This is a genomic window from Flavobacterium enshiense, assembly GCF_040750275.1.
In the GTDB taxonomy this organism is placed as follows: domain Bacteria; phylum Bacteroidota; class Bacteroidia; order Flavobacteriales; family Flavobacteriaceae; genus Flavobacterium; species Flavobacterium enshiense_B.
The window spans coordinates 442,114-466,997 of the sequence record NZ_JBDOCV010000004.1 but is presented as its reverse complement, the minus strand read 5'-3'; the positions used below and the strand labels follow the sequence as shown (position 1 = coordinate 466,997).

Sequence of the window (24,884 nt, the reverse complement as noted above, 5' to 3'; positions counted from 1 at the left end):
AAGTGTTATGTATTTGTTATTAAGTTAATTATATTGAAGCTTACAACAAAAACTAACGATTATGTGAAAAAGCAGCGGGGTTTTAAAAAAAACAAAACGAATAAGGGTTTAAGTAGTAAATTTGTCAGTAAAAATTAAAAAAACTACGCTTTATGAAAAGAAAACTACTTTTTATTCCTTTTATCGCAATGGCTTCGTTGTTTTCTCAAAAAACAATTGGGCAAAATCTTCAAGCAATTTCGATTCAAAGCGGTTTTAATGCCGATGTAATTGCCAATGGAGTTGGTGCGGCTACAACTTCGACAACTTCCGATGTGGACGGAGTGAGTTATGCCTTTGTTTCCAGAGATTTTCAGTTGACTTCAGGGAGTACTCCGTTAACGTACGGACTTCCAACAAACGGACTTATTAACAGTGTTGTAAGTTCTCCGGCAGGGTTAACCTACCAGCTTGCTTCCTATAGCGGAAACAATTCTTTACGACTTCAAAATACAAATGATACGGGAACTTTGGTTTTAACCAATCCATTAGCGGCAGTTAATTTATACATGCTGGCTACCGGTGGGAGTGGGGCTGCTACGGTAACGGTAACGGTTAACTTTTCTGATGCGACCAATCAGACATTCACGGGTATTAATATCGCAGACTGGTATGGTGGATCCAATTTCGCAATACAAGGTATCGGAAGGATCAATATCTCGAATGATGGTTTAGAATCAGGAGGCGGAACCAATCCTAGACTTTATCAAATTCCATTGGCTATAAGTTCCGGTAATCAATCCAAATTGATACAAAGTATTGCTGTTACAAAAACAGGAACAGGGGGGATTCCTAACATTTTTGCTTTTTCTGCGGATGCCTATACCAGTTGTCCTGGGCCAACAAATATTACCTATACATCCACAAACGATGGGGGAATTTTTAACTGGACAGCACCAGCTAGTGCACCATCTTCAGGGTATCAATATTATTACAGCACTTCTCCAACCGCTCCAACCGCATCGACGCCTCCAATGGGTAGCACCGCTGCCGGTGTAACTACGCTTACGCTTACCGGACTTAATTTGGGAACCACTTACTACCTTTGGGTGAGGTCTAATTGCGGAAGCGAACAAGGTCTCTGGCAAATGAAAATGTTTACCACAGGTCAAATAAATACGACATATACAATTGGTGATATTAATACGGAATATGCTTCTTCGCCTACGACTACCACTACAAGTTCATGTTCGGGTGCATTAACAATAAATGTTCCGACTGGGTATGTAATTGGTTCAACCGATGTTTCTTATACGATGACAACTGCGAGTAATGGCTGGATGAGTGAGCAGCGAAGCCTTTTGGTATGTACTACTAACACTACCCCTGAAGCGGCTGTTGCCTCTGGAGCAGGGAATTCTACAGGTTCTTATTCTTATAACAGAACAGGATTAAGCCTTGCCAATGGTCTTACAGGGAATGTTAATTTTGAACTTAGAGCTTGGAGAACTTACGGAGGCTCAGGTTGTGACGCAACATATAATAAGGTTGATAATAATACTTGGAAGATAACAGTTACACTTGTGCCGGCTAATTTATCTACAACCGATGTGGCAAACCAACGAGCAATTAGCATTTATCCAAATCCTTTTACGGATATGATTCATATTGATCAAGCTAATGAAGTAGCAGCCATTGTCCTTACAGATGTTACAGGAAAGCAGGTGAAAACTATTGCACAGCCGCAATCGGATATGTATTTAGGAGATTTAAAAGCAGGGGTTTATTTTCTGAACATGACCATGAGCGATGGCAGTGTGAAAGTTGCTAAAGCAATTAAGAATTAAATTTCTTTAAAACGATAAAAAAGCGAGGCTCTAGAGCCTCGCTTTTTTTGTTCCCTGCTTGTAGAGGTTGAGTCTCTGGAAACCAAGTGTTTTTTGAGATTGTAATGTTTTTTCTTTTGTCTTGATACAAAAGAAACAAAAAATACTCAAGAGTTATTTTGCCTAAGGATTTCGTGAACCTAAAGGTTTCAAGACTGAAACGCTCCACCTAAAAAATTAGAACATTTGCTAAATTATCTGAACTCCCTGCGGTCAAACAGCAGATAATTCTTAACGCAAATATTCTAATTTTTCTTAACGGTTACGCGTTTTTAGGTCGGGGTGTAAGTTGTGGTTCAATAGTATGGATTCACTTCAATAGTATGGCTAAAATACAGAAGTAATAAGTGACTTTATCATGATAGACTTGTTTGAAGATACCTAAAAGTATTATCGAAATTCAAACTATTTCTGTATAGGCCATGTTGTAAAACTCTATAAGAGTCTTTGAATTTTTTGATAAAATTAATGAGCTATTATCAGTTTGCCGTTTGAAATTATATTATTCTCAGAAATTATATTATAGATATAGATACCATCTGCTAAATTACCCAGATCAAGTTCTTTTTTGTTACTATTTACAGAGTTTTTTTTATATACTGTCTCTCCTAATTGATTTATTATTTGGATTTCAGCCAAATTTTCTGCTGACTGAAATGTAATATTTCCTTTAGAAGGATTAGGGAAAATATTTAAAAAAGTTTCATGAATGGATTGAGAGGTTACAGACAGGTTTCCATTCATATTGATACGTTGAGCATATATATCGTTATTAGTCCCGGATCTATAGTCTGTCCATGTGATAATTGCTCCACCATTATCATCCAAAATTAATTGAGTCGAAGATTGTGAGTTAGAAGCAGTGCTAATTGCTGCACCATTAGTAGTCCATTGTGTAACGCCGGTTGAATTAATGCGTTGAGCATATATATCTCCATTATTGGTTCCGTTTCTATAATCTGCCCAAGCAATGATTGCCCCACCGTTGCCATCGGGGATGATTTCTTGATACCACTGGTTGTATGCAGTTGCTGAAATAGGAACTCCATTAGTTGTCCACTGAACAATTCCATTCGAGTTAATACGTTGAGCATATAAATCAGCCGAATTTGCTGAGGTTCTTCGATCTTCCCATGTGATAATAGCCCCGCCATTATTATCAGAAACTAAAATTGAAGAATTTTGTCCATTTATCGAATTGCAGATGGCTATGCCATTATTAGTCCATTGAACAATTCCATTTGAGTTTACTCGTTGAGCATAAATATCGGAGCTTGCACTCGTGGCCGAATTTCTTAGATCACTCCATGTAATAATAGCACCTCCATTATTATCAGAAATAATAGCGGGGTAAGCTTGAGAATCTGTTGCATTGCAAATAACAATTCCATTGTTGGTCCACTGGGTAACTCCAGAAGAATTAACGCGTTGAGCGTATATGTCAAACCCTGCCACATTCCTCGCATCTTGCCATGTAATTATGGCGCCATTACTACCGTCTGAGACTATTTTTATAAAATTACTTGCATTAGTAGGATTATTATATATAAGAACGCCGTCAGTTGTCCATTGAGCTATTCCTGCTGAATTGATGTATTGAGCATAAATATCCATAGTGTTGTCAAGACTTCTGCTGTCTGGCCATGCGATAATAAGCCCTCCATTACCGTCTGGAATCATTTCTCCCTTATTATAAGCAAATGGTGCACTACAAATCGCTATTCCATTGTTATTCCATTGAGTAACTCCGGAAGAACTGATTTTTTGCACATATAAATTAGAATCAAAATTGTTTGTCCTCTTATCATTCCACGCAATAATAGCTCCGCCATTGCCATCGGAAATAACTGTTAAATTTGTTTGATTGAACGGTGCTGTACAAATTGGAATACCATCGGGTGTCCATTGAATTACGCCATTAGAATTAATACGTTGAGCATATAGGTCGCCATTTGATGTTCCGTTTCGATAATCGTACCAGACAATTATGGCGCCACCGCTTCCGTCAGAAACTATCTTTGAAGCGTTTTGATCATTTTGAACAGTACAGATTGGATTGTTTATAAATGTGTCTGTATTCCATTGGGCAAAACAAGTTGTGTTTTTAAGTGTAATAATTAAGATTATTAATAAAGCTTTAGTAGTTTTCATGGTTATAGTTTTGGTTTTCTTAAGTTGCCATTCAAAGGGTTGTAAATTTAGCTGTTAAGAATAACCTATACAATCACCAAATTTGGTGATTTTTCAAAAAGTTTAATGTGAGTGTAAATAGGGATTGAAAAACTTTATGCTCATAGAATTACAGTTCAAGGATCCAGAAAAATGTAGTGCTAAAACAAAACGGTCAACAATGAACCCCGACAAAAGAATACATAACCGTTATGAAAAATATGGTCAAGACCGTTAAGGGTTATCTGCTGTTTGACCGAAGGGAGTTCAGATAATTTAGGGTTTGGTTTTATTTTTTAGGTGTAGCGTTCTCTGTCTTGACTTTTTGTTTCTTTTGTATCAAGACAAAGTACAGAACAACAATCAAAGAGTAAAACATCTTAGATAAAAAAAGAAATAGGAAAAACCTTGTTTTAAAACAAAAGAAAACAAATCCTTACTCCATGCTTACTCCATGGTAACCCCATGCTAAAGCCATGGATACTCCATGCAAAGCCATGCGAAAAGCAAACGCTGTAAAAAAGTAATGAAAAAATTGATTTTAAGTCACGATTAAAACCCTAGTAACGATACACAATTGCATTAATATTCATTCCGGAGCCAACAGAAGCAAATAAAATCACATCACCCTTATGAATCGCCTGATTTGCAATCTGACCTTTCACAATCAGATCATATAAAGTGGGAACAGTAGCTACGCTGGAATTGCCCAATTCGTGAATGCTCATGGGCATGATGCCATCCGGAGGCGTTTGTTTGTAAATTTTGTAGAAACGTTGGATAATTGCTTCATCCATTTTTTCGTTGGCCTGATGAATCAAAACCTTTTTTACTTCCGAAATGTCGATGCCACTTTTATCCAAACAGGCTGCCATCGCTTTTGGAACTTGGCTTAGAGCAAACTCATAGATTTTTCTGCCGTGCATTTTAATGTACCGCACATCCGGGTCGTATTCTTTGTTGAAGGAATTGCCGAAATGTAAATAATACGCTTCATCATAGGTGAAGGTTGCGGTTTCATGCGCCAGGATACCACCTTCTTCGTCAGTGGCTTCCACAATGGTAGCACCGGCACCGTCCGAATAAATCATGGAATCCCTGTCATGCAGGTCCACCACTCGGGATAAGGTTTCCGCGCCAATTACCAAACATTTTTTTGCCATACCCGCTTTAATAAATGCCTGCGCCTGAATCACCCCTTCTACCCAGCCCGGGCAGCCAAAGAGCATATCGTACGCCACACATTTAGGGTTTTTGATGCGTAAATCGAATTTCACACGGGTGGCTAAACTTGGGAGGATGTCCGTTTGTATGGCAGCGTGTTTTACATTCCCGAAGTTGTGGGCAAAAATGATGTAGTCTAAGGTTTCAGGATCGATGTTGGCATCGGCAATCGCTTTTCGAGCGGCAATGCTTCCGATGTCGGAAGTTAATAAATCGTCGGTAACATAACGACGTTCCAGAATACCGGTAATGTCGTGAAATTTTTCGGTGATGACTTCGTTGGGTAAGGGAAACGGCGTTCCGTCATCGTTTAAGAAAACATGTTCTGCAAAATCTTTATTGGTAACAACTTTCGTTGGGATATAACTTCCTGATCCTGTTATTTTAATATTCATTGTTTGATAACTTTATACTAAGTTAGGTATTAAAACGTGGAAGTGTTGTGAAAAGTTTATCAAAAAGTTATTTTTAATAAATAATCCTCGAAAGGAGATGAAAATTGAGCAAAGTGTTTTTATTTCTTAAATTTCTGAGGATAGTGTAAAATGAATTATGAATTATGAAGAACCTTAAACGACTGAGGAGAATAAATTTAAGTTACTGCCTCCAGCATGCAAAGTACAAAAACAAAACGCGAATCAAAGCCCTCTTCGACCTCAGAACGCGCAACCGTTAAGAAAAATAAAACCAACTCCGTTAAGAATTATCCGCTGTTTGACCGAAGGGAGTTCGGAGAATTTAGGAGTTGGTTTTATTTTTTAGGTGTAGCGTTCCAGTCTTGACCTTTGGTACTTTGTGTCAAGACAAAGTACGGAACTTCATCAATGCAAAAGCGTCTTATACAAAAGAAAACGAAAACAAAAAGCCCTTTCGTCAGAAAGGGCTTTTCACTATAAAAGAAAAATATTAATTCTCAATATACGCTTCAATCGGAGCACAAGAACAAACTAAGTTTCTGTCTCCATATGCATCATCGATACGACGCACGGAAGGCCAGAATTTGTTGTCTGCAATATACTCCAACGGATACGCCGCTTTTTCTCTTGAATATGGGAAATCCCAACGCTCAGCCGTTAACATCGCTAACGTGTGAGGAGCGTTTTTAAGAGGGTTGTTCGTGTCGTCTGCAGTAGCGTTAGCGATTTCTTTTCTGATGGAAATCATCGCATCACAGAAACGATCTAACTCTGCTAAATCTTCCGATTCCGTTGGCTCTACCATTAAAGTACCTGCAACTGGGAACGATACTGTTGGTGCGTGGAAACCGTAGTCCATTAAACGCTTGGCGATATCACCCACTTCGATACCGTTTTCTTTGAAAGAACGACAGTCTAAGATCATTTCGTGCGCGGCACGTCCCATTTCCCCTGAATATAAAATTGGGTAATGCTCTTCTAAACGTGCTTTCATGTAGTTCGCGTTCAAAATCGCATGCTCCGTAGCCGAACGTAAGCCTTCAGCACCTAACATGGTGATGTAGCCGTAAGAAATCAAACATACCAGAGCAGAACCGTAAGGCGCAGCCGAGATAGCCGAGATAGCAGCTGCACCACCAGTTGCTACAACCGGGTTAGTCGGTAGGAAGTCCACCAATTTCTCGTTCACACAGATTGGTCCAACACCAGGTCCACCACCACCGTGAGGGATAGCGAAGGTTTTGTGTAAGTTTAAGTGACAAACATCAGCGCCAATAGTAGCAGGATTTGTTAAACCTACCTGTGCATTCATGTTCGCACCGTCCATATATACCAATCCGCCGTTATCGTGGATTAATTTCGTGATTTCAATGATTGAAGATTCGTAAACCCCATGCGTAGAAGGGTACGTTACCATCAAACAAGACAAATCGTCTTTGTGCTCGATCGCTCTTGCTCTTAAATCTTCTACGTCGATGTTTCCTTCCGGTGTGGTTTTAGTTACGATAATTTTCATTCCCGCCATTGCAGCCGAAGCCGGATTGGTTCCGTGAGCAGAAGAAGGGATCAAACATACGTTACGGTGTCCTTCACCGCGAGAGATGTGGTACGCACGAATCGCCATTAAACCAGCGTATTCTCCTTGAGCACCAGAGTTTGGTTGTAACGAAGTTCCTTTGAAACCGGTCACTACATTCAATTGCTGCTCTAATTTTTTAAGCATCGTCAAGTAACCTTGTACTTGGTCAGTTGGAGCAAATGGGTGGATGCTGTTCCAGTTTGGCATCGAAAGCGGTAACATTTCTGCTGCTGCATTCAATTTCATTGTACAAGAACCTAAAGAAATCATCGAGTGGTTCAAGGATAAATCTTTACGCTCTAATTTTTTGATATAACGCATCAATTGGCTTTCCGAATGATGGTTGTTGAATACCTCGTGCTGTAAGAACGATGAGGTACGGATTAATTTTTCAGGAACCTGAACTTCCGAAGCCAATTCTGAAACATGAACCGCTGATTTTCCGGTTGCTTCCGCGAAAATCGCAATGATTGTATTGATGTCGGAAAGAGAAGTTGTTTCGTTGAAAGAAATCGAAACGCTCTCGTTGTTCGGGTAGAAGAAGTTTACTTCATTTTTCTCAGCGATGGCTCTTACTTTAGAAGCATCCGCTTTCACTAAGATGGTATCAAAGAAAGCAGCGTTCACCTGGTTTACACCGATGATGGATAATGCTTTCGCTGTAGTCACTGCCGAAGCGTGAACTTTATTGGCAATGTACTGTAAACCTTTTGGTCCGTGGTACACAGCATACATACCAGCCATAACTGCTAACAATACCTGAGCAGTACAAATGTTAGAAGTAGCTTTTTCACGTTTGATGTGTTGCTCACGGGTACCTAAAGCCATACGTAACGCACGGTTTCCGTTTACATCGATAGAAACTCCGATGATTCTTCCCGGCATTGAACGTTTGTATTCTTCTTTAGTTGCGAAGAAACCGGCGTGAGGTCCTCCAAAGCCCATAGGGATACCGAAACGTTGTGTAGTACCCACAACAACCGCAGCACCTAACTCTCCAGGAGAAGTTAGTTTTACTAAGGACAAGATATCCGCAGCCACCGCTACTTTAATTTCTTTTGAATTAGCCGTGTTGATGAAACCTGCGTAATCGAAAACCTGTCCGTATTTGCCCGGATATTGTAAGATCGCTCCGAAGAAGTCTTCACCAAAACCAAACGTTTCGTGATTCCCAACTACTAATTCAATATTTAATGGCGTTGAACGGGTTTGTAAAATCGATAAGGTTTGTGGTAAAATTTCTTCCGAAACGAAGAATTTATTAACGTTGTTTTTCTTTTGGTCACGTGTTCTTACGTCAAAAAGTAACGTCATGGCTTCCGCAGCTGCCGTACCTTCGTCTAGTAAGGAAGCGTTGGCAATTTCCATTCCTGTTAATTCAATAATCGTAGTCTGGAAATTTAATAAAGCCTCTAAACGGCCTTGTGCGATTTCTGCCTGATACGGAGTATACGCCGTGTACCAACCCGGGTTTTCAAAAATGTTTCTTTGAATTGCCGGAGGAACGATCGCCGGGTGGTAGCCTAAACCGATGTACGATTTGAATACTTTATTTTTAGCACCCAACTGCGTAATATGTGTAGCGTACTCATATTCGGTCATGGCTGGGTCTAATTCGATATCTTGTTTTAAACGGATTCCGTCAGGGAAAGTTTCGTAAAGTAATTGGGTCATGTCCTTAACACCAATGGTTTTGAACATGTGTTGTAAATCCGATTCTCTCGGACCAATGTGTCTTAAAGCAAATGCATCTGTTTTCATCAGTTTTCTCTACTGTTTGTTTAAGTGTTTGGGGCAGAACCTCAAACAAGTTTAAGTTGTGTTTTAAAAGCGAACAAAAATAATTATTAATTGGCTAATAATCTTGTTTTTTAACGTCAATTTTTGGAGGAATTTGTAAACAAAAATCACTCTTGTTAACATATTGATTACTTTTGTAAGGATGCAATTACTCAAGCGGATATTCGACTTTTATCTTCACGGAAGTATTCATGTGGCGCTGGCGGTATACGCGTTGGTACGCATGACGTTCCATTTCTTTCATATCGAGTATGACAAACCTATGGCTTTGTTTGCTTTTTTCGGGACCATTGTTGGGTATAATTTCGTAAAATACGATGAGTTAGTACGTGCCAAAAAGCTGAAAATGACTGCCGAACGAAAAGCAATTGTGGCCCTGAGTTTTGTTTCGTTCCTTGTGGCTGCGTATTGTTTTTTTCTGCTCGAAAGACAAACGCAATTCGTGTCCGTTGCTTTTTTAGGGCTGACGATGTTGTACACCTTACCCGTTTTTCCAAAGATTGGTAACGCTCGTAACTGGGCTGGTGTGAAGATTTACATCGTGGCGTTCTGTTGGGCGGGCATTACTCTTTTCTTACCAATTATCAATGCCGATTTGCCGCTGTCCCATGATGTTTGGCTAAAGTTTTGCCAACGTTTTTTATTGGTAATTATCCTGATTTTAATTTTTGAAATTATCGATTTAAAACACGATGCTACTTCGCTGCAAACCGTTCCGCAGAAATTGGGTGTGGAAAAGACAAAACGACTCAATCTTTTTCTGTTGCTGCCATTCTATTGTTTGGAGTTTCTAAAATCGGACTTTCAGATCGTGCAACTTTGGATCAATCTGGGACTGATTGTTGTGATTGCCTTGTTTACCATTTTTGCCAGTCCGAAACGCTCCGAATACTATACTTATTTTTGGGTGGAAAGCATTCCAGTTTTCTGGTGGGGCTTAGTCTTGCTTTTCGGCTAACGCTTTGATGTAAGCATTGCGCTGAGTGATTAACCCGGTCAGGTATTTTTGTCCAAACAAGCGGTTTAGGAAATTGCCTAAAATTCCAAAGGGAACATCGTAAATGATTTCGTCTTTCATCATGGTTTGTCCGTTTGCTTCGCTGAAAAGATGGGTGTGCCGAAACGATTTAAATTGCCCTTGCAGCATCTCATCTGTAAAAGATTCATAAAACGTCATTTCGGTTATTTTGCTTTGATGGGTCAGAGGAAAGCCAAAGTGTCTGCCTTTAAAAGTCACGGTTTCGTTTAATCCGATTAACCCGGAGGTTTTGCCTGCAATGGTTTTTTCACCGGATGTTTTCATCGAATCCTGATGTAAATCAATGTTTCGGCTTAAATCGAAAACGGTTTTTTTATCGGCGTTAATTATTGTGGTCAGTTGCAGGGTTGTCATCAGCTAATAAATTTTTAAATGTCTTGTTGAGGTCAGCATACCGAAATGTAAATCCGTTTTCCAGCAAACGTTTCGGAATGACATTGCGGCTTTTCAAAACCAGTTCCGTTTCCGTTCCGATGATTTTGGCACCGAATTCGAGCATGCGTTTGCCAATAGGAGCACCAAAAGGAACCTTCATTTCTTTTCGCAGGGCTTTCATGAAGTCGTTGTTGCGAACTGGAGTTGGGGAAACCAAATTGATTTTTCCAGCGATTTGTTTCTCGATGATAAAAGCTACGGCTTTTGCAAAATCTTTTTCGTGAATCCAGCTGATGAATTGCCTGCCATTGCCTTGTTTTCCGCCGAATCCTATTTTGGTCAAACTTTTTAACGGAAGAAAAGCGCCTCCGTTTTTACCCAAAACAATAGACGTTCGTAACGCTGTTTTTAACGTGTTTGGTGTTTCTGTTTTGAAAAATGCCTTTTCCCAGCTTTGTGCTACATTCATCGAAAAATCATTGCCGATTTCGCCTGTGTATTCATCCATTTGTTGGTCTTCGGAATGACGGTAAATGGTTGAAGTGGAAGAATTCAGCCAGTGCTTTGGGGGATTTTGACATTGTAAAACAGCCTTGTTTAAAATTTTCGTGCTTTTGATTCGGGAAAGAAGAATTTCTTTTTTGTTGGTAACGTTGTAACGACAATCTACTGATTTTCCGGCGAGGTTGATTAACACGTCGGCGTTTTCCAGTTCTTTTTCCCAGCCTGTCATCGTTTTGGCATTCCAATGGATGTAACGAATGTTGTTTTTTAGTATGGTTTTTCCCCGAGTCAGGATGATAATGTCGTTTGATTGGTTTTGAAAGTGTTTTACAAGAACATTTCCCAAAAAACCGGTTCCGGCAGCGATAACAATTTTCATAACGGAAAGTTTAAAATTAAATATAAGGCAATGATGCGGTAAAGAACCCAAGTTATGCATAAATACTTAGGAAGCTGTAAAAGCTGTACTCTTCGAAAATGTTCCATGAAGATTAAAACCACGGTTATCCCAAACCAAATCAGGGCAATGTTAGGATGGATGGCGACAAGTTGATTCAGAAGCAGTATTGGCAAAAGCAGTAAGCAGCCGTAAAGTGATACCGTCATCAGGTTTCCTGAATAGTTTACGATTGTTTTCCAGTCTTTGCGTATTAGAAACATGCTTTGGAAAATAATTTGTCCTGTGGCTAAAGCCAATTCCCTGATGTAACTGCTTTTTGGAATTTGAGGTAGCATTTCGGAACAAGTAAAGAGAATGATCGTGGTTGTGCAAATAGCAACAAGGAGGTAAAAAATTCGGTATTTTAAATTGAAAGAAGGCTCACAGTTGAATTTTGTCTCATTTGGTTTGCTACTCGGAATAATTACTTTCCGATTGTAGGAAATAAACGAATACAGCTTTTTAAGCAAATAATTGACCGGTTGCCATTTTCCGATTTTTTCAATAAATGGAAATGAATTGCCAATGATTTTCAGCAGGCTTTCAATCCCATAAACAACCGTTTTGTTTTGGTAATCGACTAAAGCAATTTCGTTTGCGGCTCTTTCCGTATCGATGAAATTCATTTCATGTTCATCGATTTGCCCATACGGTTTTCGTCCGTTTTTATCCAGCATACCAGTTTTTACAAAAGCCGAAGTGTAGGTTTGACAAAGCGGGCAGTCTTCGTCATACAGTATGGTTTGGTTTTCTAGCGTTTTCATACGGCAAGTTTTCGTTTGTTTTTTACCACAATTTCAGAACCTTCCGCCAGAAAAACGGAAGCGGGTTGTGCCTTGTTTAAGAATGTGAAATCTCTACCATAAACTTTACTGAAGTTAATCTGAATGGTATAGTTCTTAATGAAATAGTGTTTCCATTTCGGATGTTGTACCTCATATTCATAAGTAGTGTTTTCATTGTATTTTGTGTAGCCGAAATAGTGTTCCATGATGAATTCCGCTTCGCTCCCTGCTTCAATCTCCGTAGAAAAATCATATGCGTTTACTAGCATGGAATGCTCCTGATTGCCGTTTGTCCATTGATAACCTACTTTTACGATTTCTGCTTTTAATTCGTGCTCGTGTCGCATGGGATGGGTTGTGTAGTTTTCCTTGTAAAAAGTATTGGCGACAAAGGTGATGGCGCTTTTCGGAACAATTTCCTTAATAAACACCACCCCACGTTTGTACGTTCCGTTTTCAAATCGTTTTACATAGAAACGTAGGTTGACTTCTTCAAAATCAGTATGTTTTGGAATTTTAAAGCCTAATATTTTGGTGTTTTTAAACAGGAAACCGACCAAACTCACATAGCAGTTGCCGTTCCATAAATCCAATTCGGTACCGGCCGGAAGGAATTTTTTTAAATGTTCCGGATCGACTATGTAATTTGCCATAATCAGGTTTTGCCAACGAGCAGTTAAGAATTTCATGATTTATTTTTTAGTTCTTTGTAAAGTATTCCTGTAAAGAAAAAGGCCAAAGTGGGAGGGAGTAGCCAAATCCAAAGCCATTGGTTGTCACTCACTGCCAACAGTATAAAGAATGTAATTACTAATACAGCGTAGAGTTGCAGCAGTTTGTTTGTAGGGTTGTCAATCAATAAACACAAACCGGTTACGACTTGATAAAAACCGGTGAGGGCGGTGGTAATCATCGCAAAGTATAAGAATTCAATGTTTATAAAGCTTAGTAGTGCCAAAACAATGGGAAGGCCTACAAAGAATGCGTTAAGGTAATTGATGTTTTTCATGATATTGACAATTTTAAACTTTCAGAAAAAAATGAAACTTTTAATTAAAAAAAAACAGTTTTCTATTTAATTTGTGGATTTTTATTGTTTTTCATTGGTCTCATAGAATAGTCATTTTATGTTTAATTTACAGTGCTGTCAAAATGACTATTTCATAAACTTGATAAGGATCTGTGCCAGCCAATTGTCTTTGTACTCCGTCATTTTGTCCAAAACGTTGTCGGCTTTTAAAACGAAATCGTAAAGCTTTCCGGTTTGTTCCACGAAATGTTTTTCTTCGGCAGAAGCATCTGCTTTAATGGACGATACTTCTTTTAAAACTTTCAGTGCCGGTTTGATTTCTCGTTTACTGCGTTCTCTTGAGATTTTCACGGCCAATTCGTCTAAATCTTTTTCGGCGGTAAAAAATTCACGGCGTTCTCCTGCTTTGAATTCTTTGTACACGATGCCCCAATCCATTAAGGCGCGTAAATTCATACTGGCGTTTCCTCTGGAGATTTGTAATTCCTCCATGATGTCTTCCATAGAAACCGGTTCGTTCGATACCATCAAAAGGGCATGAATCTGAGCCATCGTTTTGTTGATGCCCCACTGAGAGCCTAAGGCACCCCATGTTTGAACGAATTTGTTTTTTGCTTCTTGAAATTCCATACCCCAAAGATATAAAGAAGTTTTTAAACTTTCAAAAAATATTGAAACTTTATTTTAAAAAGAAACCGAAGCGATAAACTTCGGCTCTTTCGTTTATATTAATCCCGCACGTTTCAACAACGCTTCCGGTTGAGGTTCCTGGCCTCTGAATTTTTTGTATAACGTCATCGGTTGATCGGTTCCGCCCTGTGAAAGCACATTGTCTTTGAATTTATCGGCTACTTCTTTGTTGAAAATGCCTTTTTCCTGAAAGAACGCAAAGGCATCGGCGTCTAAAACTTCAGCCCATTTATAGCTGTAATAGCCTGAGGAATAACCGCCTTGAAAAATATGAGAGAAGGAAACACTCATGCAGTTTTCGGCCACATCGGGATATAAAGCCGTGTTTTCCATTGAATTTTTCTCGAACTGTTTAACATCGGTAATCCCAGAAGGATTAGCACCATGAAAGTCCATGTCTAAAAGTCCAAAACTCAACTGGCGTAGGGTTGCCATGCCTTCTAAAAAACTGGCGCTTTCTTTAATTTTATCCACATATTCCTGAGGAATGATTTCTTCGGTTTCATAATGATGGGCAAACAAAGCCAAGGCTTCCGGTTCGTAACACCAGTTTTCCATCACCTGACTTGGTAATTCCACAAAGTCCCAATACACCGAAGTTCCCGATAGACTCGGATAAGTCGTATTGGCCAGCATGCCGTGAAGTGCATGACCGAATTCGTGAAATAAAGTAGTTACTTCGTTAAACGTTAATAAAGAAGGTTTTGTTTCTGTCGGTTTCGTGAAATTACAAACGATAGAAACGTGAGGTCGTTCGTTTACACCATCTTTAACATATTGCGGTTTGAAGGAAGTCATCCAGGCTCCGTTTCGTTTTCCTTTTCTCGGGAAGAAATCAGAATAGAAAATTGCGACTAAATTTCCGTCGGCATCCGAAACCTCAAAAGTGTGTACATCTTCGTGGTATTTGTCAATGTCGAATACTTCGGTAAACGTTAAGCCGAAGAGCTTTTTCGCCACTTCAAAAGCACCGTTCTGCACGTTTTGCAGTTTGAAATACGGCTTCAGCTTTTCATCATCCAGATTGAATAATTCCTGACGCAGTTTTTCCGAATAGTAAGCGCCGTCCCATTTTTCAAGTTGTTTTGTACCGTCCAGTTTTTCAGCGAAAGCCGTTAATTGTTTGAATTCCCTTTCTGCTGCCGGCTTTGCTTTTACCAGTAAATCATTTAAAAACGATTTTACTTTTTCCGGGGTTTGTGCCATGCGTTCTTCCAAAACGAAATTGGCATGGGTCGTATAGCCTAGCAGATTTGCTCTTTCATGACGTAAATTGGCAATTTTCAGTACATTTTGCTGGTTGTCAAATTCGTTGTTCTGAAAGGCTTTTTTACCGTAGGCGATGGCTAGTTCTTTGCGTAATTCACGATTGTCAGCATAGGTTACAAACGGTTGGTAGCTTGGGATGTCTAAAGTAAAGATCCATCCGTCTTTGTCATGGCTTTTTGCTAAAGAGTGTGCGGCTTCAACGGCTCCTTCCGGTAAACCTTTTAAATCGTTTTCGTTGGTAATGTGCAGTTGATACGCATTGGTTTCTGCCAAAACGTTTTCTCCAAAAGTCAGCTTTAATTTGGCTAATTCGGTGTCAATTTCACGCAATCTTGCTTTTTTGTCTTCCGGTAAAAGCGCTCCGTTTCGGGAAAAGTTTTTGAATTTTTTATCTAAAAGAGTAGCTTGTTCTGTAGTAAGATTCAAGACGTCTTTTTGGTTATAAACGGCTTTGATTTTTTCAAATAGAGCAGTATTTAAGGTAATGTCATTGCTGAGTTCCGTTAACATTGGTGAAACTTCCTGAGCAATTTTCTGCATTTCGTCACTGGTTTCAGCAGAATTCAGATTAAAAAAGATGCTCGTAACCCTGTCCAGAGTCTGTCCGGCAAATTCCAAAGCCTCAATTGTGTTTTCGAAAGTTGGCGTTTCAGCAGAATCAACAATTGCATCAATTTCGGTACGTGTTAAAGCGATACTTTCCTTGATGGCCGGTACATAATCTTCGATTTTTATCTGCGAAAAAGGGGCGGTATTGTGCTTGGTTGAAAAATATTTAGTAAGAATATTCATTTTATTGAGTATTTCGTCGATTTTATTTGTTGTATATCGAATGGAATTATATATTTGACAATATAATTTTGATTTTTAAATTATTACAACTCTTTTTGACCCAAAAACATTACGATACACTCAGCTAATATTAACCCATTAGTTTTGTGGACCCCTGAAAAAGCGCTAGCCACAAAGCGCTTTTTCTTTTTTAAATTTTTAGGGTTTTATTTTTTTAGGTTTTCAGCTGCAGTAAGCACAGCTTGTTTTAATCCTTCTTTGTAATCAATCATTTTATCCAAAACATTTTTGTCATGGCTACCGATAATTTGTGCTGCCAAGATTCCTGCGTTTTTTGCTCCGTTTAACGCTACAGTGGCAACCGGCACTCCGCCTGGCATCTGTAAAATGGAAAGGACAGAATCCCAACCGTCAATCGAATTGCTAGATTTTACCGGAACACCAATTACCGGAAGTGGACTCATAGATGCGACCATACCTGGTAAATGTGCAGCCCCACCGGCTCCGGCAATAATTACTGAAATTCCTCTGTTGTGGGCATTTTTACTGAAATCGAAAAGTTTTTCAGGTGTTCTGTGTGCTGAAACGATGTCTACTTCTGTTTCAATCCCGAAGTTTTTTAAGATGTCGATGGCTTCCTGCATGACCGGCATGTCGGAAACACTTCCCATTACGATGGCTACTTTACTCATGGTATGTTTGGTTGTTCGTTTGTTTGTTGGACTATTTGTAATTCGTTACTGAACGCTTATTACTCTTATACTGTTTTTAACTTCTTCTGCAATTCTTCGGGCTTCAGCCATGTTTTCGTTTACGATGGTTACGTGGCCCATTTTGCGGAACGGACGCGTTTCCCGTTTTCCGTAAATATGAGGGGTTACGCCGTCAATTGCCATGATTTTTTCGATGTTTTCATAAACCACCGGTCCGGAAAAACCTTCTGCTCCCACCAAATTTACCATAATACCGGCCACCTTACTGTCGGTATTTCCTAAAGGTAAATTTAAAATGGCACGGATGTGTTGTTCGAATTGTGAAGTATAGCTCGCTTCAATACTGTAATGCCCTGAATTATGAGGACGTGGCGCCACTTCATTGACTAGAATTTCATCGTCTTCCGTTTGGAACATTTCCACAGCTAACAATCCGATATGGTTAAAGGCTTCTGACACTTTTAAAGCTATTTTTTGTGCTTTTTGCGCTACTGAATCATCAATACGCGCCGGGCAAATTACATATTCCACCTGATTGGCTTCCGGATGAAATTCCATTTCTACCACCGGATACGTTTTGATTTCGCCGGAAACACTTCGGGAAACAATAACTGCCAATTCGTTTTTAAACGGAACCATTTGTTCAGCAATGCATTCTACTTCGGGTAAATCGATTAAATCCATAGTGGAACGAACGATTTTTACCCCGTTACCGTCGTAGCCAAATTGTGCCGATTTCCAAACGAAAGGGAAATCCAATTCCTCTTTTTCCAAAGCTTTTTTCAAGTCATTGATGTCTACAAAACGCTGATGAGCTGAAGTAGGGATTTCGTTTTCTACATAAAAATCTTTCTGACGGCCTTTGTTCTGAATCATGCGCAACGTTTTCGGCGATGGATAGATTTTTAGGCCTTCTTCTTCCAAAACATCCAAAGCATCTAAATTCACGTTTTCGATTTCAATAGTCAGTAAATCGACCATTTTTCCAAACTGATAAACGGTCTCAAAATCCATTAAGTTGCCTCGGAAAAACTTTGTCGCGCCAAACTGGGAAGGCGCTTCACTGCTGGGATCTAAAACGTAGGTTTGAATGTCGAATTTGCGGGTTTCGGCCAAAAGCATTTTGCCTAATTGCCCTCCGCCAAGAATTCCTAATTTGAAATCGGAAGAAAAATAATTCATTTCGTTGTAGTTATTATTTTTTATTGGACTCATGCAGTCGCTTCGCTCGAGCCATTGCAGTTGTGTTGTGTAAGGCACAAAGATAGTGTTTTTGAAAAAAATGAAAAAATTAACCCGGCAGGTTTGCAACTGACGGGTTAAAGGTTGGGTTTTATATTTTTACTTTCTTCAGTTCCATTTGGATGGTGTCTTTATAAAGTACCATTTTCCAGGAAATGTGATCCTTATTTTGTTTGAAATCTACAGGAATCGTATCAGGTGTTCCACGTTCGAAGGCTATTACGTTCATTGATTTTTTTTCGTCATCATAATTATATTTCATAAAAATAGAAACGCTATCAATATAAGCATAGGGGTTCGGACATAATAATAATTGGTTTCTTTCTTCAAAATAAATGTTTTTCCAGGCGGTGGTGTCTTTAATCCAGGCAAAGGAATCTAAGTTTTTGCCATTGCGTGTCATTGCGGTCACGTTCCATTTTCCATGAAGATTTTTGGGAGCATTTACATGAAAGAAGCTGAAATAGGTCACAAATAGAGCAGCAGTAGCAATGCTCATAATTTTTCCAACAGTTTTTAAACCAGTATTGCTTATGCCAGGGGATTCGTTTTTAAAAGTAAGGAAAAATGTTAGGATTTCGTCTTTATATAAAAAAAGTAAATAACATAAACCAAGATTGGTTAAAACCGCTGTGATATAAGCGCCAGGTCCATTTAGATAGAAAAAGTTGATTAACAGGATATTGAACATCAGCGGGAACAGTATTGCAGTACCCAATAAAATAGTACGTCGGAACAAAAGCAGTATGCCGCCACCCAATTGTATAATGCCGATGATGAACGATAACACATACGAATATCCGAAATACGACCAGGTAAGTTCGTTCCCAGATAACATGCTTAACGGCGTGTCTTTGTGAATGTAAGAGATGCCAAACTGGACTTCGAAAAACTTCGAAAAAGCGAAACTCGTCATTTGAAAGGCAATCCAATAACGTAAAAGAGCGATTAGCCAGGTTTTGTATGTTTCGGAATCGATTGTTTTGTTTTTTTCTTTTTTATGCCAATACAACGAAAATACTATTGAAGCGATTAAAAAGACTGAAAAAACTGCTGCAACCACAATTGGAATAACTGCTTTTTCAACAGTGTCCGGAATTAAAGGAATGAACGTTAAAAGTGAATTTCCAAACCCAAAAAGGCCTAAAAAAGAAATGATAAATTTAGTAAACCAATTTGTTTGATTTTGGATAGTACTTGTGGTCATGCTTGATGAAATTGTTAGGTTGTTCTTGTTAAAATTTCGAGGTCAAAAGTAGCTTTTTAACGCTGATGATGGATAGTTATTGTTCGTTTTTTAAAATTTTTCGGGCAACCGCTTTGTATCCTGCCGATTGATGGGTGTAATCACGGCTTATAATATCCTTTAGTTCCTCGGCAATCCAAGGTTCTTTTTTGCTAAAATGCTGAAGGGTTCTCATAGCATACACCTTGCAGGCTACGCGCTCGTCCCGAATCAGCCAATCCAAACAGATTTCCGTGAGTTTTTCGCGTTGTGAATTTGTTAAGTTTATCATTTTTGAAGTTCCGAGAAAATAAGCAACCCGTGAAATCCCCCGAATGGCAGAATCGTTTTTGTACTCCGAAATGGTCTGGCAGATTTGGTTCACAAAAGGGGAAAGTAATTCCGTTTGGTGTTCGGCCAGCATTTCGATAATCCATACGCCTTTGTGATGGTTTTTGTTGGTTAAATCGGTTCCGAAAGCAATCAGTTCTTTTAGGGACTCCGGATGTTGCAGCACAAAATCCCGCATTCGGTTCCGGTTTTCGGTACTGGCGTTAATTTTACTTAGTTGGTCGGAGAAAGTGGCATTCATTTCGGATTTTCTTGATGGGACTAAAGTAGGCTAAAATGACGGATTAACAATTCATAACTTATAATTCATAACTCATACCTAAAAATAATTATCTTTGCCAATTATTCTATAAGTTAACGATGGAAATTCAACTTCACGACAAGCAGTTTGTGCCTTTTATCTCGGCTGCCGAACTGGACTGGGCAATTGCAAAAATGGCAAAACAGGTTGCGGACGATATGGGCGATGAAACCCCTGTCTTTATAGGTGTTTTGAACGGTGCTTTTATGGTGGTTTCTGATTTTATGAAACACTATAAAAAGTCTTGCGAAGTGAGTTTTATCAAAATGGCGTCTTACGATGGAATGGAAACTACACATGAGGTGAAGCAGTTGATTGGTTTGAATCAGGACTTAACCGGCAGAACTGTTGTAGTTGTTGAAGATATTGTGGATACCGGAAATACAGTCGAAGAACTTCATAAACTGTTTGCGGAGAAAAATGTGAAAGCACTGAAATTTGCCACTTTGTTTTTAAAGCCGGAAGCCTATAAAAAAGACATTAAAATTGATTATATTGGTATCGAAATTGAAAACCGTTTTATTGTAGGTTTCGGTTTGGATTACGACGGATTGGGAAGAAACCTGCCGGAAGTATATCAGTTGAAATAGCTTGAAAAATAAACAACATACTATAAATTATTAACTTTTTAAAATGATCAATATTGTTTTGTTCGGGAAACCGGGCGCGGGTAAAGGAACGCAAGCAGAATTTTTAAAAGAAAAATACAATTTAACACATCTTTCCACTGGGGATATTTTTCGTTACAACATGAAAAATGATACCGCTTTAGGAAAAGAAGCAAAAGGATACATTGACAATGGTGATTTAGTGCCGGACAGTGTAACCATCAAAATGCTTCAAGATGAAGTGGAAAAAAATATGGATTCCAAAGGGTTTCTTTTTGACGGATTTCCAAGAACACTTGCTCAAGCCGATGCTTTGGATGCTTTCTTGAAAACTAAAAGTTGGGAAGTAACCGCAACGATTGCTTTGGAAGCTGATGATAATGTTTTGGTAGAACGTATTTTGGAAAGAGGAAAAACCTCAGGAAGAGTCGACGATCAGGACGAAGAAAAAATCCGCAACCGTTACCAAGAATACAATGAAAAAACAGCTCCTTTGATGGACTATTATAAGGCACAAAACAAATTCCACGCCGTAAATGGTATTGGTTCTATCGCAGAAATTACAGAACGTTTGAGTAACGTGATAGATAAGTTATAACTAAAATTCTAAAATTTGGAAATAGTCATAATCTTCTTGCTGATTTTACTCAATGGAGTATTCTCCATGTCGGAAATCGCACTCATATCAGCAAGAAAGAACAGGTTGGAAACCGCCGCTAAAAAAGGTAACACGAGTGCAAAAACAGCTTTGGATCTGGCCAATTCGCCAAACAAATTCTTATCGACGGTACAAATCGGGATCACCCTAATCGGGATTTTGACCGGTATTTACAGTGGAGAGAAAGTAACCGATGATGTGCAACTTTTTCTTGAGAACTTTGAAATACTGAAACCCTATTCCCAAAGCCTTGCGGTAGGGGTTGTGGTTGTGGTTTTAACCTATTTTTCACTTGTTTTGGGGGAGTTGCTTCCAAAACGTATTGGGCTTAATTACCCGGAAACCATTGCTAAAGCTGTAGCAGTTCCTATGAAAATGATTTCAGTGGCAACGGCACCTTTCATTTGGTTGTTGACGACTTCTACGGATTTTGTTCTTAACGTACTAAAAATAAAGCCTACGGCCGATGGTAAAGTAACCGAAGAGGAAATTAAAGCCATCATTAAAGAAGGAACCGAAGTAGGGGAGGTTCAGGAGATAGAGCAAGACATTGTGGAGCGTGTGTTTCACATTGGTGACAGAAAGGTGAATTCCTTAATGACACACCGTAAATCGGTAATGTATCTTTCGCTGGAAGATGATTTAGCGGAAACCAAAGAGAAAGTTTTGGAAGAATTACATTCGGTATATCCGGTTTGTGAAGAAAATCTGGACAATGTTGTTGGGGTAGTGCTGCTGAAAGACCTGTTTTTAAGTTTCGAAAAGAAGGGAGACTTAGACCTGAAATCAATTTGCAAAGAACCGGTTTATTTCATCGAGCATACCTCTGCTTACAAAGCGTTAGAGATTTTTAAGACAACAAAAGTGCATTACGCTTTAGTTACCGATGAATATGGTATGGTGCAAGGAATCATTACATTGAATGATATTTTGGAAGCCTTGGTTGGTGATGCTGCGGAATTTTATGATGAAGAATTTCAGTTGATCGCTCGTGAAGACGGAACCTGGCTGGTAGACGGACATTACTCCTTACATGATTTCTTAACCTATTTTGATTTAGACGATCAAATAAACGATTACGATGTAACTACAGTTAGCGGGCTAATTATGACAGAGTTGTCGTATATCCCTAAAGTAGGTGAGAAGCTGATTTGGAATAAAATGGAGTTGGAAGTAATAGACATGGACGGCGTTAAGATTGACAAAGTAATGGTCCGTGTTTTAAAAGATAATGAATAAAAATTGTCGAAGTTTTAAAGTCCTGCTTAAGCAATTGGAACTGAGAAACTATGACTGAAAACTGAAAGAATGACAGAGGGAAATTTCGTAGATTACGTAAAAATATATGTTGCTTCCGGTAAAGGAGGTAAAGGTTCTACGCACTTACATAGAGAGAAATTTATTGAAAAAGGAGGTCCCGATGGAGGAGACGGAGGTCGCGGCGGACATGTTTATTTAGTTGGGAATAAAGGCTTATGGACTTTGTTTCATCTGAAATTTGCACGCCACATCAAAGCCGGTCACGGTGGTGATGGAGGAAGCGCCAGAAGTACAGGAGCCGATGGTGAAGATAAGTTCATAGAAGTGCCTTTAGGAACAGTAGTGCGCGACAAAGAAACGGATGAAATTCTCTTTGAAATCACCGAGCATGGTGAAAAACGAATTTTGGTAAAAGGAGGAAAAGGTGGTTTGGGTAACTGGCATTTCAGAAGCTCCACCAATCAAACACCGCGTTATTCCCAACCGGGAATGCCATCCGAAGAGCTTGATGTAATTTTAGAATTAAAAGTTCTGGCCGATGTTGGTTTGGTAGGATTTCCAAATGCGGGTAAATCTACCTTATTATCAGTGTTAACATCTGCGAAGCCGAAAATTGCAGATTATCCGTTCACTACTTTGAAACCGAATTTAGGAATTGTGGCGTACCGTGATTTCCAGTCGTTTGTAATTGCAGATATTCCGGGAATCATTGAAGGAGCTGCGGAAGGAAAGGGATTAGGTCATTATTTCTTGCGACACATTGAGCGAAATTCCACTTTATTGTTTTTAGTTCCGGCCGATGCCGATGATATCAAAAAAGAATACGATATCCTCTTAGACGAATTACGTCGTTACAATCCTGAAATGTTAGACAAAGACCGTTTGGTGGTCATCTCAAAATCAGACATGCTGGACGATGAGCTGAAAGGCGAAATGAAAAAGCAGCTGGATAAAGAGTTTAAAGGTATTCCTTATATGTTTATTTCTTCGGTGGCCCAACAAGGTCTTACCGAATTGAAAGACAAACTATGGCAGATGTTAAACGTCGAAACAAATTAGTAAAGCACTCTTCGGAGTGTTTTTTTATTTTTTAACTTTTTGTGTTAGTATTGTTAAATAATTAAAAATAACTTTTATTTTTGTGACTTAACCAAAACTTAACAAAATGAAAATCAAATTACTTATCTTGTTAGTAGCAAGCCAGTTTTCTTTCGCTCAGGAAAGAAATTGCGGTACCCCTGATAAAATGCGGGAGCTTTCTAACAATCCCGAAATGAAAGCTGTTTATGAAGAAAACATGCGGAAGTTTCAGGCTGAATTAGCACGAAACTCTGAAGCCAATTCTTCAAATGCCACGATGCGATCAGCTTTTAGAATACCGGTTGCAGTTCATTACCCAAGCGCAAACGGTTTATCTGAATCAGAAAAACAATGTTTAAGAGATTTAGCTCAAAATCAGGTAAATATTTTAAATGCCGACTTCAATGGAACGAATGCAGATATCTCAACATGGATAAATACAACAAGTTCATATTTTCCCGGGGTTAACTACGGTTCTATGAATGTTAATTTTGAAATTGCCAGTGGTGATCACCCTGCAAGTACGGGGTTGACTGACGGAACATTAGCGGTAACTTTTGGTGAAGCTTTTGGAGGAGGGCCTAACGGAGATTGGGATCCGGATTGGAATGGATATTTGAACTTTGTAGTTAAAAATTTATCAGGCGGTGTTTTGGGGTATGCATATTTGGCCTCTTCTCCTGCTAATGGTGCTGCAGTTTATATTGATAATGGTGCTTTCGGTGCTGGAGCTGGCTGTGTTGGATTTGTGCCTGGAGCTCCATATAATTTAGGGAGAACGCTAACACATGAATTAGGCCATTATTTAAATTTGGAACATATTTGGGGTGATGCTACATGTGGTAGTGACGGAGTAGCTGATACGCCGCTTCATAATACATCAAATGGAGGCTGTCCGGCCATTTCTCACTTATCAACGTGTACAGGAACACCTAGAGAGTTGACCATGAACTATATGGATTATACGAATGATGTTTGTATGTACATGCTTACGCAAGGTCAGGCTGCCCGTATGCAGACTCATTTGAATACGATTCAGGGGGCTTTTAACCAATCAACGTTATCAAACGAAAATTTTGGACTTAACAATAGATTTGTAGTCTATCCAAATCCAAACAAAGGAAGCTTTAATGTTCAGTTTGATAATTTGGTTACGGATTATAGTATTCAGGTAATGGATCGTACCGGAAGAATTGTCTTTAAAAATGAATATGTTCAAAATCAGGATTTAATGCAGAAAATACAGTTGGATACTGCTGCTTCAGGAATTTATTTTGTTACCATCAAAACAGATAATGCTGTGGCAACGAAAAGAGTTATTGTGGAATAGTTTTAGACTGTTCTTTTAAATAAAAAAAGTAAAGCACTCATTTAGAGTGCTTTTTTTATTACGTAAATGTTAAAGTTTTCTTAACATAAAATATTTACAAAGCGTAATTTTCAGTCAATTACAAGAAAAAAAGTATATTC

21 protein-coding genes are annotated in these 24,884 nt (G+C 38.9%); 7 read left to right on the top strand and 14 right to left on the bottom strand.

Going from position 1 to position 24,884, the window contains the following annotated elements; translation table 11 throughout:
- Positions 1–152 precede the first annotated feature (152 nt).
- Positions 153–1,826: a T9SS type A sorting domain-containing protein gene (locus ABGT15_RS08875; RefSeq protein ID WP_367231052.1), complete on the top strand. Its 1,674-nt coding sequence runs from the start codon at positions 153–155 to the stop codon at positions 1,824–1,826.
- A 504-nt stretch (positions 1,827–2,330) separates the two neighbouring features.
- On the opposite strand, the gene ABGT15_RS08870 is transcribed toward ABGT15_RS08875, so the two are convergent.
- From ABGT15_RS08870 to gcvP, 3 genes are all read right to left on the bottom strand, one after another.
- Positions 2,331–4,016: a T9SS type A sorting domain-containing protein gene (locus tag ABGT15_RS08870; protein ID WP_367231051.1), complete on the bottom strand. Its 1,686-nt coding sequence runs from the start codon at positions 4,014–4,016 to the stop codon at positions 2,331–2,333.
- Positions 4,017–4,594: 578 nt separating this feature from the next.
- The gene (locus ABGT15_RS08865; RefSeq protein WP_367231050.1) at positions 4,595–5,653 is read right to left on the bottom strand and encodes a 3-oxoacyl-ACP synthase III family protein; all 1,059 of its coding nucleotides are present in this window, start codon (positions 5,651–5,653) and stop codon (positions 4,595–4,597) included.
- 511 nt (positions 5,654–6,164) lie between these two features.
- Positions 6,165–9,014: an aminomethyl-transferring glycine dehydrogenase gene (gcvP, locus tag ABGT15_RS08860; RefSeq protein WP_367231049.1), complete on the bottom strand. Its 2,850-nt coding sequence runs from the start codon at positions 9,012–9,014 to the stop codon at positions 6,165–6,167.
- 181 nt (positions 9,015–9,195) lie between these two features.
- On the opposite strand from gcvP, the gene ABGT15_RS08855 reads away from it, so the two are divergent.
- Positions 9,196–10,011: a hypothetical protein gene (locus ABGT15_RS08855; RefSeq protein ID WP_367231048.1), complete on the top strand. Its 816-nt coding sequence runs from the start codon at positions 9,196–9,198 to the stop codon at positions 10,009–10,011.
- Here the strand turns inward: ABGT15_RS08855 and ABGT15_RS08850 are convergent.
- The 11 genes from ABGT15_RS08850 to ABGT15_RS08800 form a co-directional block, all read right to left on the bottom strand.
- Entirely contained in the window at positions 9,991–10,446 is a 456-nt protein-coding gene (locus ABGT15_RS08850) for an SRPBCC family protein (protein WP_367231047.1), read from the bottom strand. The genes ABGT15_RS08855 and ABGT15_RS08850 overlap by 21 nt on opposite strands.
- Entirely contained in the window at positions 10,415–11,350 is a 936-nt protein-coding gene (locus ABGT15_RS08845; protein ID WP_367231046.1) for a TIGR01777 family oxidoreductase, read from the bottom strand. Before ABGT15_RS08845 ends, ABGT15_RS08850 begins: the two co-directional genes overlap by 32 nt.
- Positions 11,347–12,174, bottom strand: coding sequence for a DCC1-like thiol-disulfide oxidoreductase family protein (locus ABGT15_RS08840; RefSeq protein WP_367231045.1), 828 nt, complete (start codon positions 12,172–12,174; stop codon positions 11,347–11,349). Before ABGT15_RS08840 ends, ABGT15_RS08845 begins: the two co-directional genes overlap by 4 nt.
- Positions 12,171–12,884 carry a YqjF family protein gene (locus tag ABGT15_RS08835; protein ID WP_367231044.1) on the bottom strand — a complete coding sequence of 238 codons (714 nt, stop codon included), beginning with the start codon at positions 12,882–12,884 and terminating at the stop codon, positions 12,171–12,173. The genes ABGT15_RS08840 and ABGT15_RS08835 overlap by 4 nt, the downstream gene beginning before the upstream one ends.
- A complete protein-coding gene (locus ABGT15_RS08830) occupies positions 12,881–13,204 on the bottom strand; it encodes a hypothetical protein (protein WP_367231043.1) in 324 nt (107 codons plus the stop codon). Before ABGT15_RS08830 ends, ABGT15_RS08835 begins: the two co-directional genes overlap by 4 nt.
- A 147-nt stretch (positions 13,205–13,351) precedes the next feature.
- The gene (locus ABGT15_RS08825; protein ID WP_367231042.1) at positions 13,352–13,855 is read right to left on the bottom strand and encodes a GbsR/MarR family transcriptional regulator; all 504 of its coding nucleotides are present in this window, start codon (positions 13,853–13,855) and stop codon (positions 13,352–13,354) included.
- Positions 13,856–13,948: 93 nt separating this feature from the next.
- Positions 13,949–15,976 carry a M3 family metallopeptidase gene (locus ABGT15_RS08820; protein WP_367231041.1) on the bottom strand — a complete coding sequence of 676 codons (2,028 nt, stop codon included), beginning with the start codon at positions 15,974–15,976 and terminating at the stop codon, positions 13,949–13,951.
- A gap of 206 nt (positions 15,977–16,182) precedes the next feature.
- Complete coding sequence (gene purE, locus ABGT15_RS08815; RefSeq protein ID WP_367231040.1) at positions 16,183–16,668, bottom strand: 5-(carboxyamino)imidazole ribonucleotide mutase; 486 nt, start codon at positions 16,666–16,668, stop codon at positions 16,183–16,185.
- 45 nt (positions 16,669–16,713) lie between these two features.
- Positions 16,714–17,871 carry a 5-(carboxyamino)imidazole ribonucleotide synthase gene (locus ABGT15_RS08810; protein ID WP_367231113.1) on the bottom strand — a complete coding sequence of 386 codons (1,158 nt, stop codon included), beginning with the start codon at positions 17,869–17,871 and terminating at the stop codon, positions 16,714–16,716.
- A 151-nt stretch (positions 17,872–18,022) separates the two neighbouring features.
- The gene (locus ABGT15_RS08805) at positions 18,023–19,138 is read right to left on the bottom strand and encodes a hypothetical protein (protein ID WP_367231039.1); all 1,116 of its coding nucleotides are present in this window, start codon (positions 19,136–19,138) and stop codon (positions 18,023–18,025) included.
- A 76-nt stretch (positions 19,139–19,214) separates the two neighbouring features.
- Positions 19,215–19,748 (bottom strand): hypothetical protein, encoded by a 534-nt coding sequence (locus tag ABGT15_RS08800; protein ID WP_367231038.1) that lies wholly within the window; start codon positions 19,746–19,748, stop codon positions 19,215–19,217.
- A 119-nt stretch (positions 19,749–19,867) separates the two neighbouring features.
- On the opposite strand from ABGT15_RS08800, the gene ABGT15_RS08795 reads away from it, so the two are divergent.
- The 5 genes from ABGT15_RS08795 to ABGT15_RS08775 all read left to right on the top strand — a co-directional run bounded on the left by ABGT15_RS08795 (position 19,868) and on the right by ABGT15_RS08775 (position 24,744).
- Complete coding sequence (locus ABGT15_RS08795) at positions 19,868–20,398, top strand: phosphoribosyltransferase (protein ID WP_367231037.1); 531 nt, start codon at positions 19,868–19,870, stop codon at positions 20,396–20,398.
- 43 nt (positions 20,399–20,441) lie between these two features.
- Complete coding sequence (locus ABGT15_RS08790; protein WP_367231036.1) at positions 20,442–21,014, top strand: adenylate kinase; 573 nt, start codon at positions 20,442–20,444, stop codon at positions 21,012–21,014.
- Positions 21,015–21,080: 66 nt separating this feature from the next.
- Entirely contained in the window at positions 21,081–22,313 is a 1,233-nt protein-coding gene (locus ABGT15_RS08785; protein ID WP_437125358.1) for a hemolysin family protein, read from the top strand.
- A gap of 69 nt (positions 22,314–22,382) precedes the next feature.
- Positions 22,383–23,393, top strand: a complete 1,011-nt coding sequence (gene obgE, locus ABGT15_RS08780) for a GTPase ObgE (RefSeq protein ID WP_367231034.1) — start codon at positions 22,383–22,385, stop codon at positions 23,391–23,393.
- 106 nt (positions 23,394–23,499) lie between these two features.
- The gene (locus ABGT15_RS08775) at positions 23,500–24,744 is read left to right on the top strand and encodes a zinc-dependent metalloprotease (protein WP_367231033.1); all 1,245 of its coding nucleotides are present in this window, start codon (positions 23,500–23,502) and stop codon (positions 24,742–24,744) included.
- The last annotated feature ends 140 nt before the right edge of the window (positions 24,745–24,884 follow it).

Excerpts from the sequence above, each read along its gene's own strand:
- ABGT15_RS08875 (WP_367231052.1), top strand. The coding sequence starts at position 153 with ATGAAAAGAAAACTACTTTTTATTCCTTTTATCGCAATGGCTTCGTTG.
- ABGT15_RS08870 (WP_367231051.1), bottom strand. The coding sequence starts at position 4,016 with ATGAAAACTACTAAAGCTTTATTAATAATCTTAATTATTACACTTAAA.
- ABGT15_RS08865 (WP_367231050.1), bottom strand. The coding sequence starts at position 5,653 with ATGAATATTAAAATAACAGGATCAGGAAGTTATATCCCAACGAAAGTT.
- gcvP (WP_367231049.1), bottom strand. The coding sequence starts at position 9,014 with ATGAAAACAGATGCATTTGCTTTAAGACACATTGGTCCGAGAGAATCG.
- ABGT15_RS08855 (WP_367231048.1), top strand. The coding sequence starts at position 9,196 with ATGCAATTACTCAAGCGGATATTCGACTTTTATCTTCACGGAAGTATT.
- ABGT15_RS08850 (WP_367231047.1), bottom strand. The coding sequence starts at position 10,446 with ATGACAACCCTGCAACTGACCACAATAATTAACGCCGATAAAAAAACC.
- ABGT15_RS08845 (WP_367231046.1), bottom strand. The coding sequence starts at position 11,350 with ATGAAAATTGTTATCGCTGCCGGAACCGGTTTTTTGGGAAATGTTCTT.
- ABGT15_RS08840 (WP_367231045.1), bottom strand. The coding sequence starts at position 12,174 with ATGAAAACGCTAGAAAACCAAACCATACTGTATGACGAAGACTGCCCG.
- ABGT15_RS08835 (WP_367231044.1), bottom strand. The coding sequence starts at position 12,884 with ATGAAATTCTTAACTGCTCGTTGGCAAAACCTGATTATGGCAAATTAC.
- ABGT15_RS08830 (WP_367231043.1), bottom strand. The coding sequence starts at position 13,204 with ATGAAAAACATCAATTACCTTAACGCATTCTTTGTAGGCCTTCCCATT.
- ABGT15_RS08825 (WP_367231042.1), bottom strand. The coding sequence starts at position 13,855 with ATGGAATTTCAAGAAGCAAAAAACAAATTCGTTCAAACATGGGGTGCC.
- ABGT15_RS08820 (WP_367231041.1), bottom strand. The coding sequence starts at position 15,976 with ATGAATATTCTTACTAAATATTTTTCAACCAAGCACAATACCGCCCCT.
- purE (WP_367231040.1), bottom strand. The coding sequence starts at position 16,668 with ATGAGTAAAGTAGCCATCGTAATGGGAAGTGTTTCCGACATGCCGGTC.
- ABGT15_RS08810 (WP_367231113.1), bottom strand. The coding sequence starts at position 17,871 with ATGAATTATTTTTCTTCCGATTTCAAATTAGGAATTCTTGGCGGAGGG.
- ABGT15_RS08805 (WP_367231039.1), bottom strand. The coding sequence starts at position 19,138 with ATGACCACAAGTACTATCCAAAATCAAACAAATTGGTTTACTAAATTT.
- ABGT15_RS08800 (WP_367231038.1), bottom strand. The coding sequence starts at position 19,748 with ATGAATGCCACTTTCTCCGACCAACTAAGTAAAATTAACGCCAGTACC.
- ABGT15_RS08795 (WP_367231037.1), top strand. The coding sequence starts at position 19,868 with ATGGAAATTCAACTTCACGACAAGCAGTTTGTGCCTTTTATCTCGGCT.
- ABGT15_RS08790 (WP_367231036.1), top strand. The coding sequence starts at position 20,442 with ATGATCAATATTGTTTTGTTCGGGAAACCGGGCGCGGGTAAAGGAACG.
- ABGT15_RS08785 (WP_437125358.1), top strand. The coding sequence starts at position 21,081 with ATGTCGGAAATCGCACTCATATCAGCAAGAAAGAACAGGTTGGAAACC.
- obgE (WP_367231034.1), top strand. The coding sequence starts at position 22,383 with ATGACAGAGGGAAATTTCGTAGATTACGTAAAAATATATGTTGCTTCC.
- ABGT15_RS08775 (WP_367231033.1), top strand. The coding sequence starts at position 23,500 with ATGAAAATCAAATTACTTATCTTGTTAGTAGCAAGCCAGTTTTCTTTC.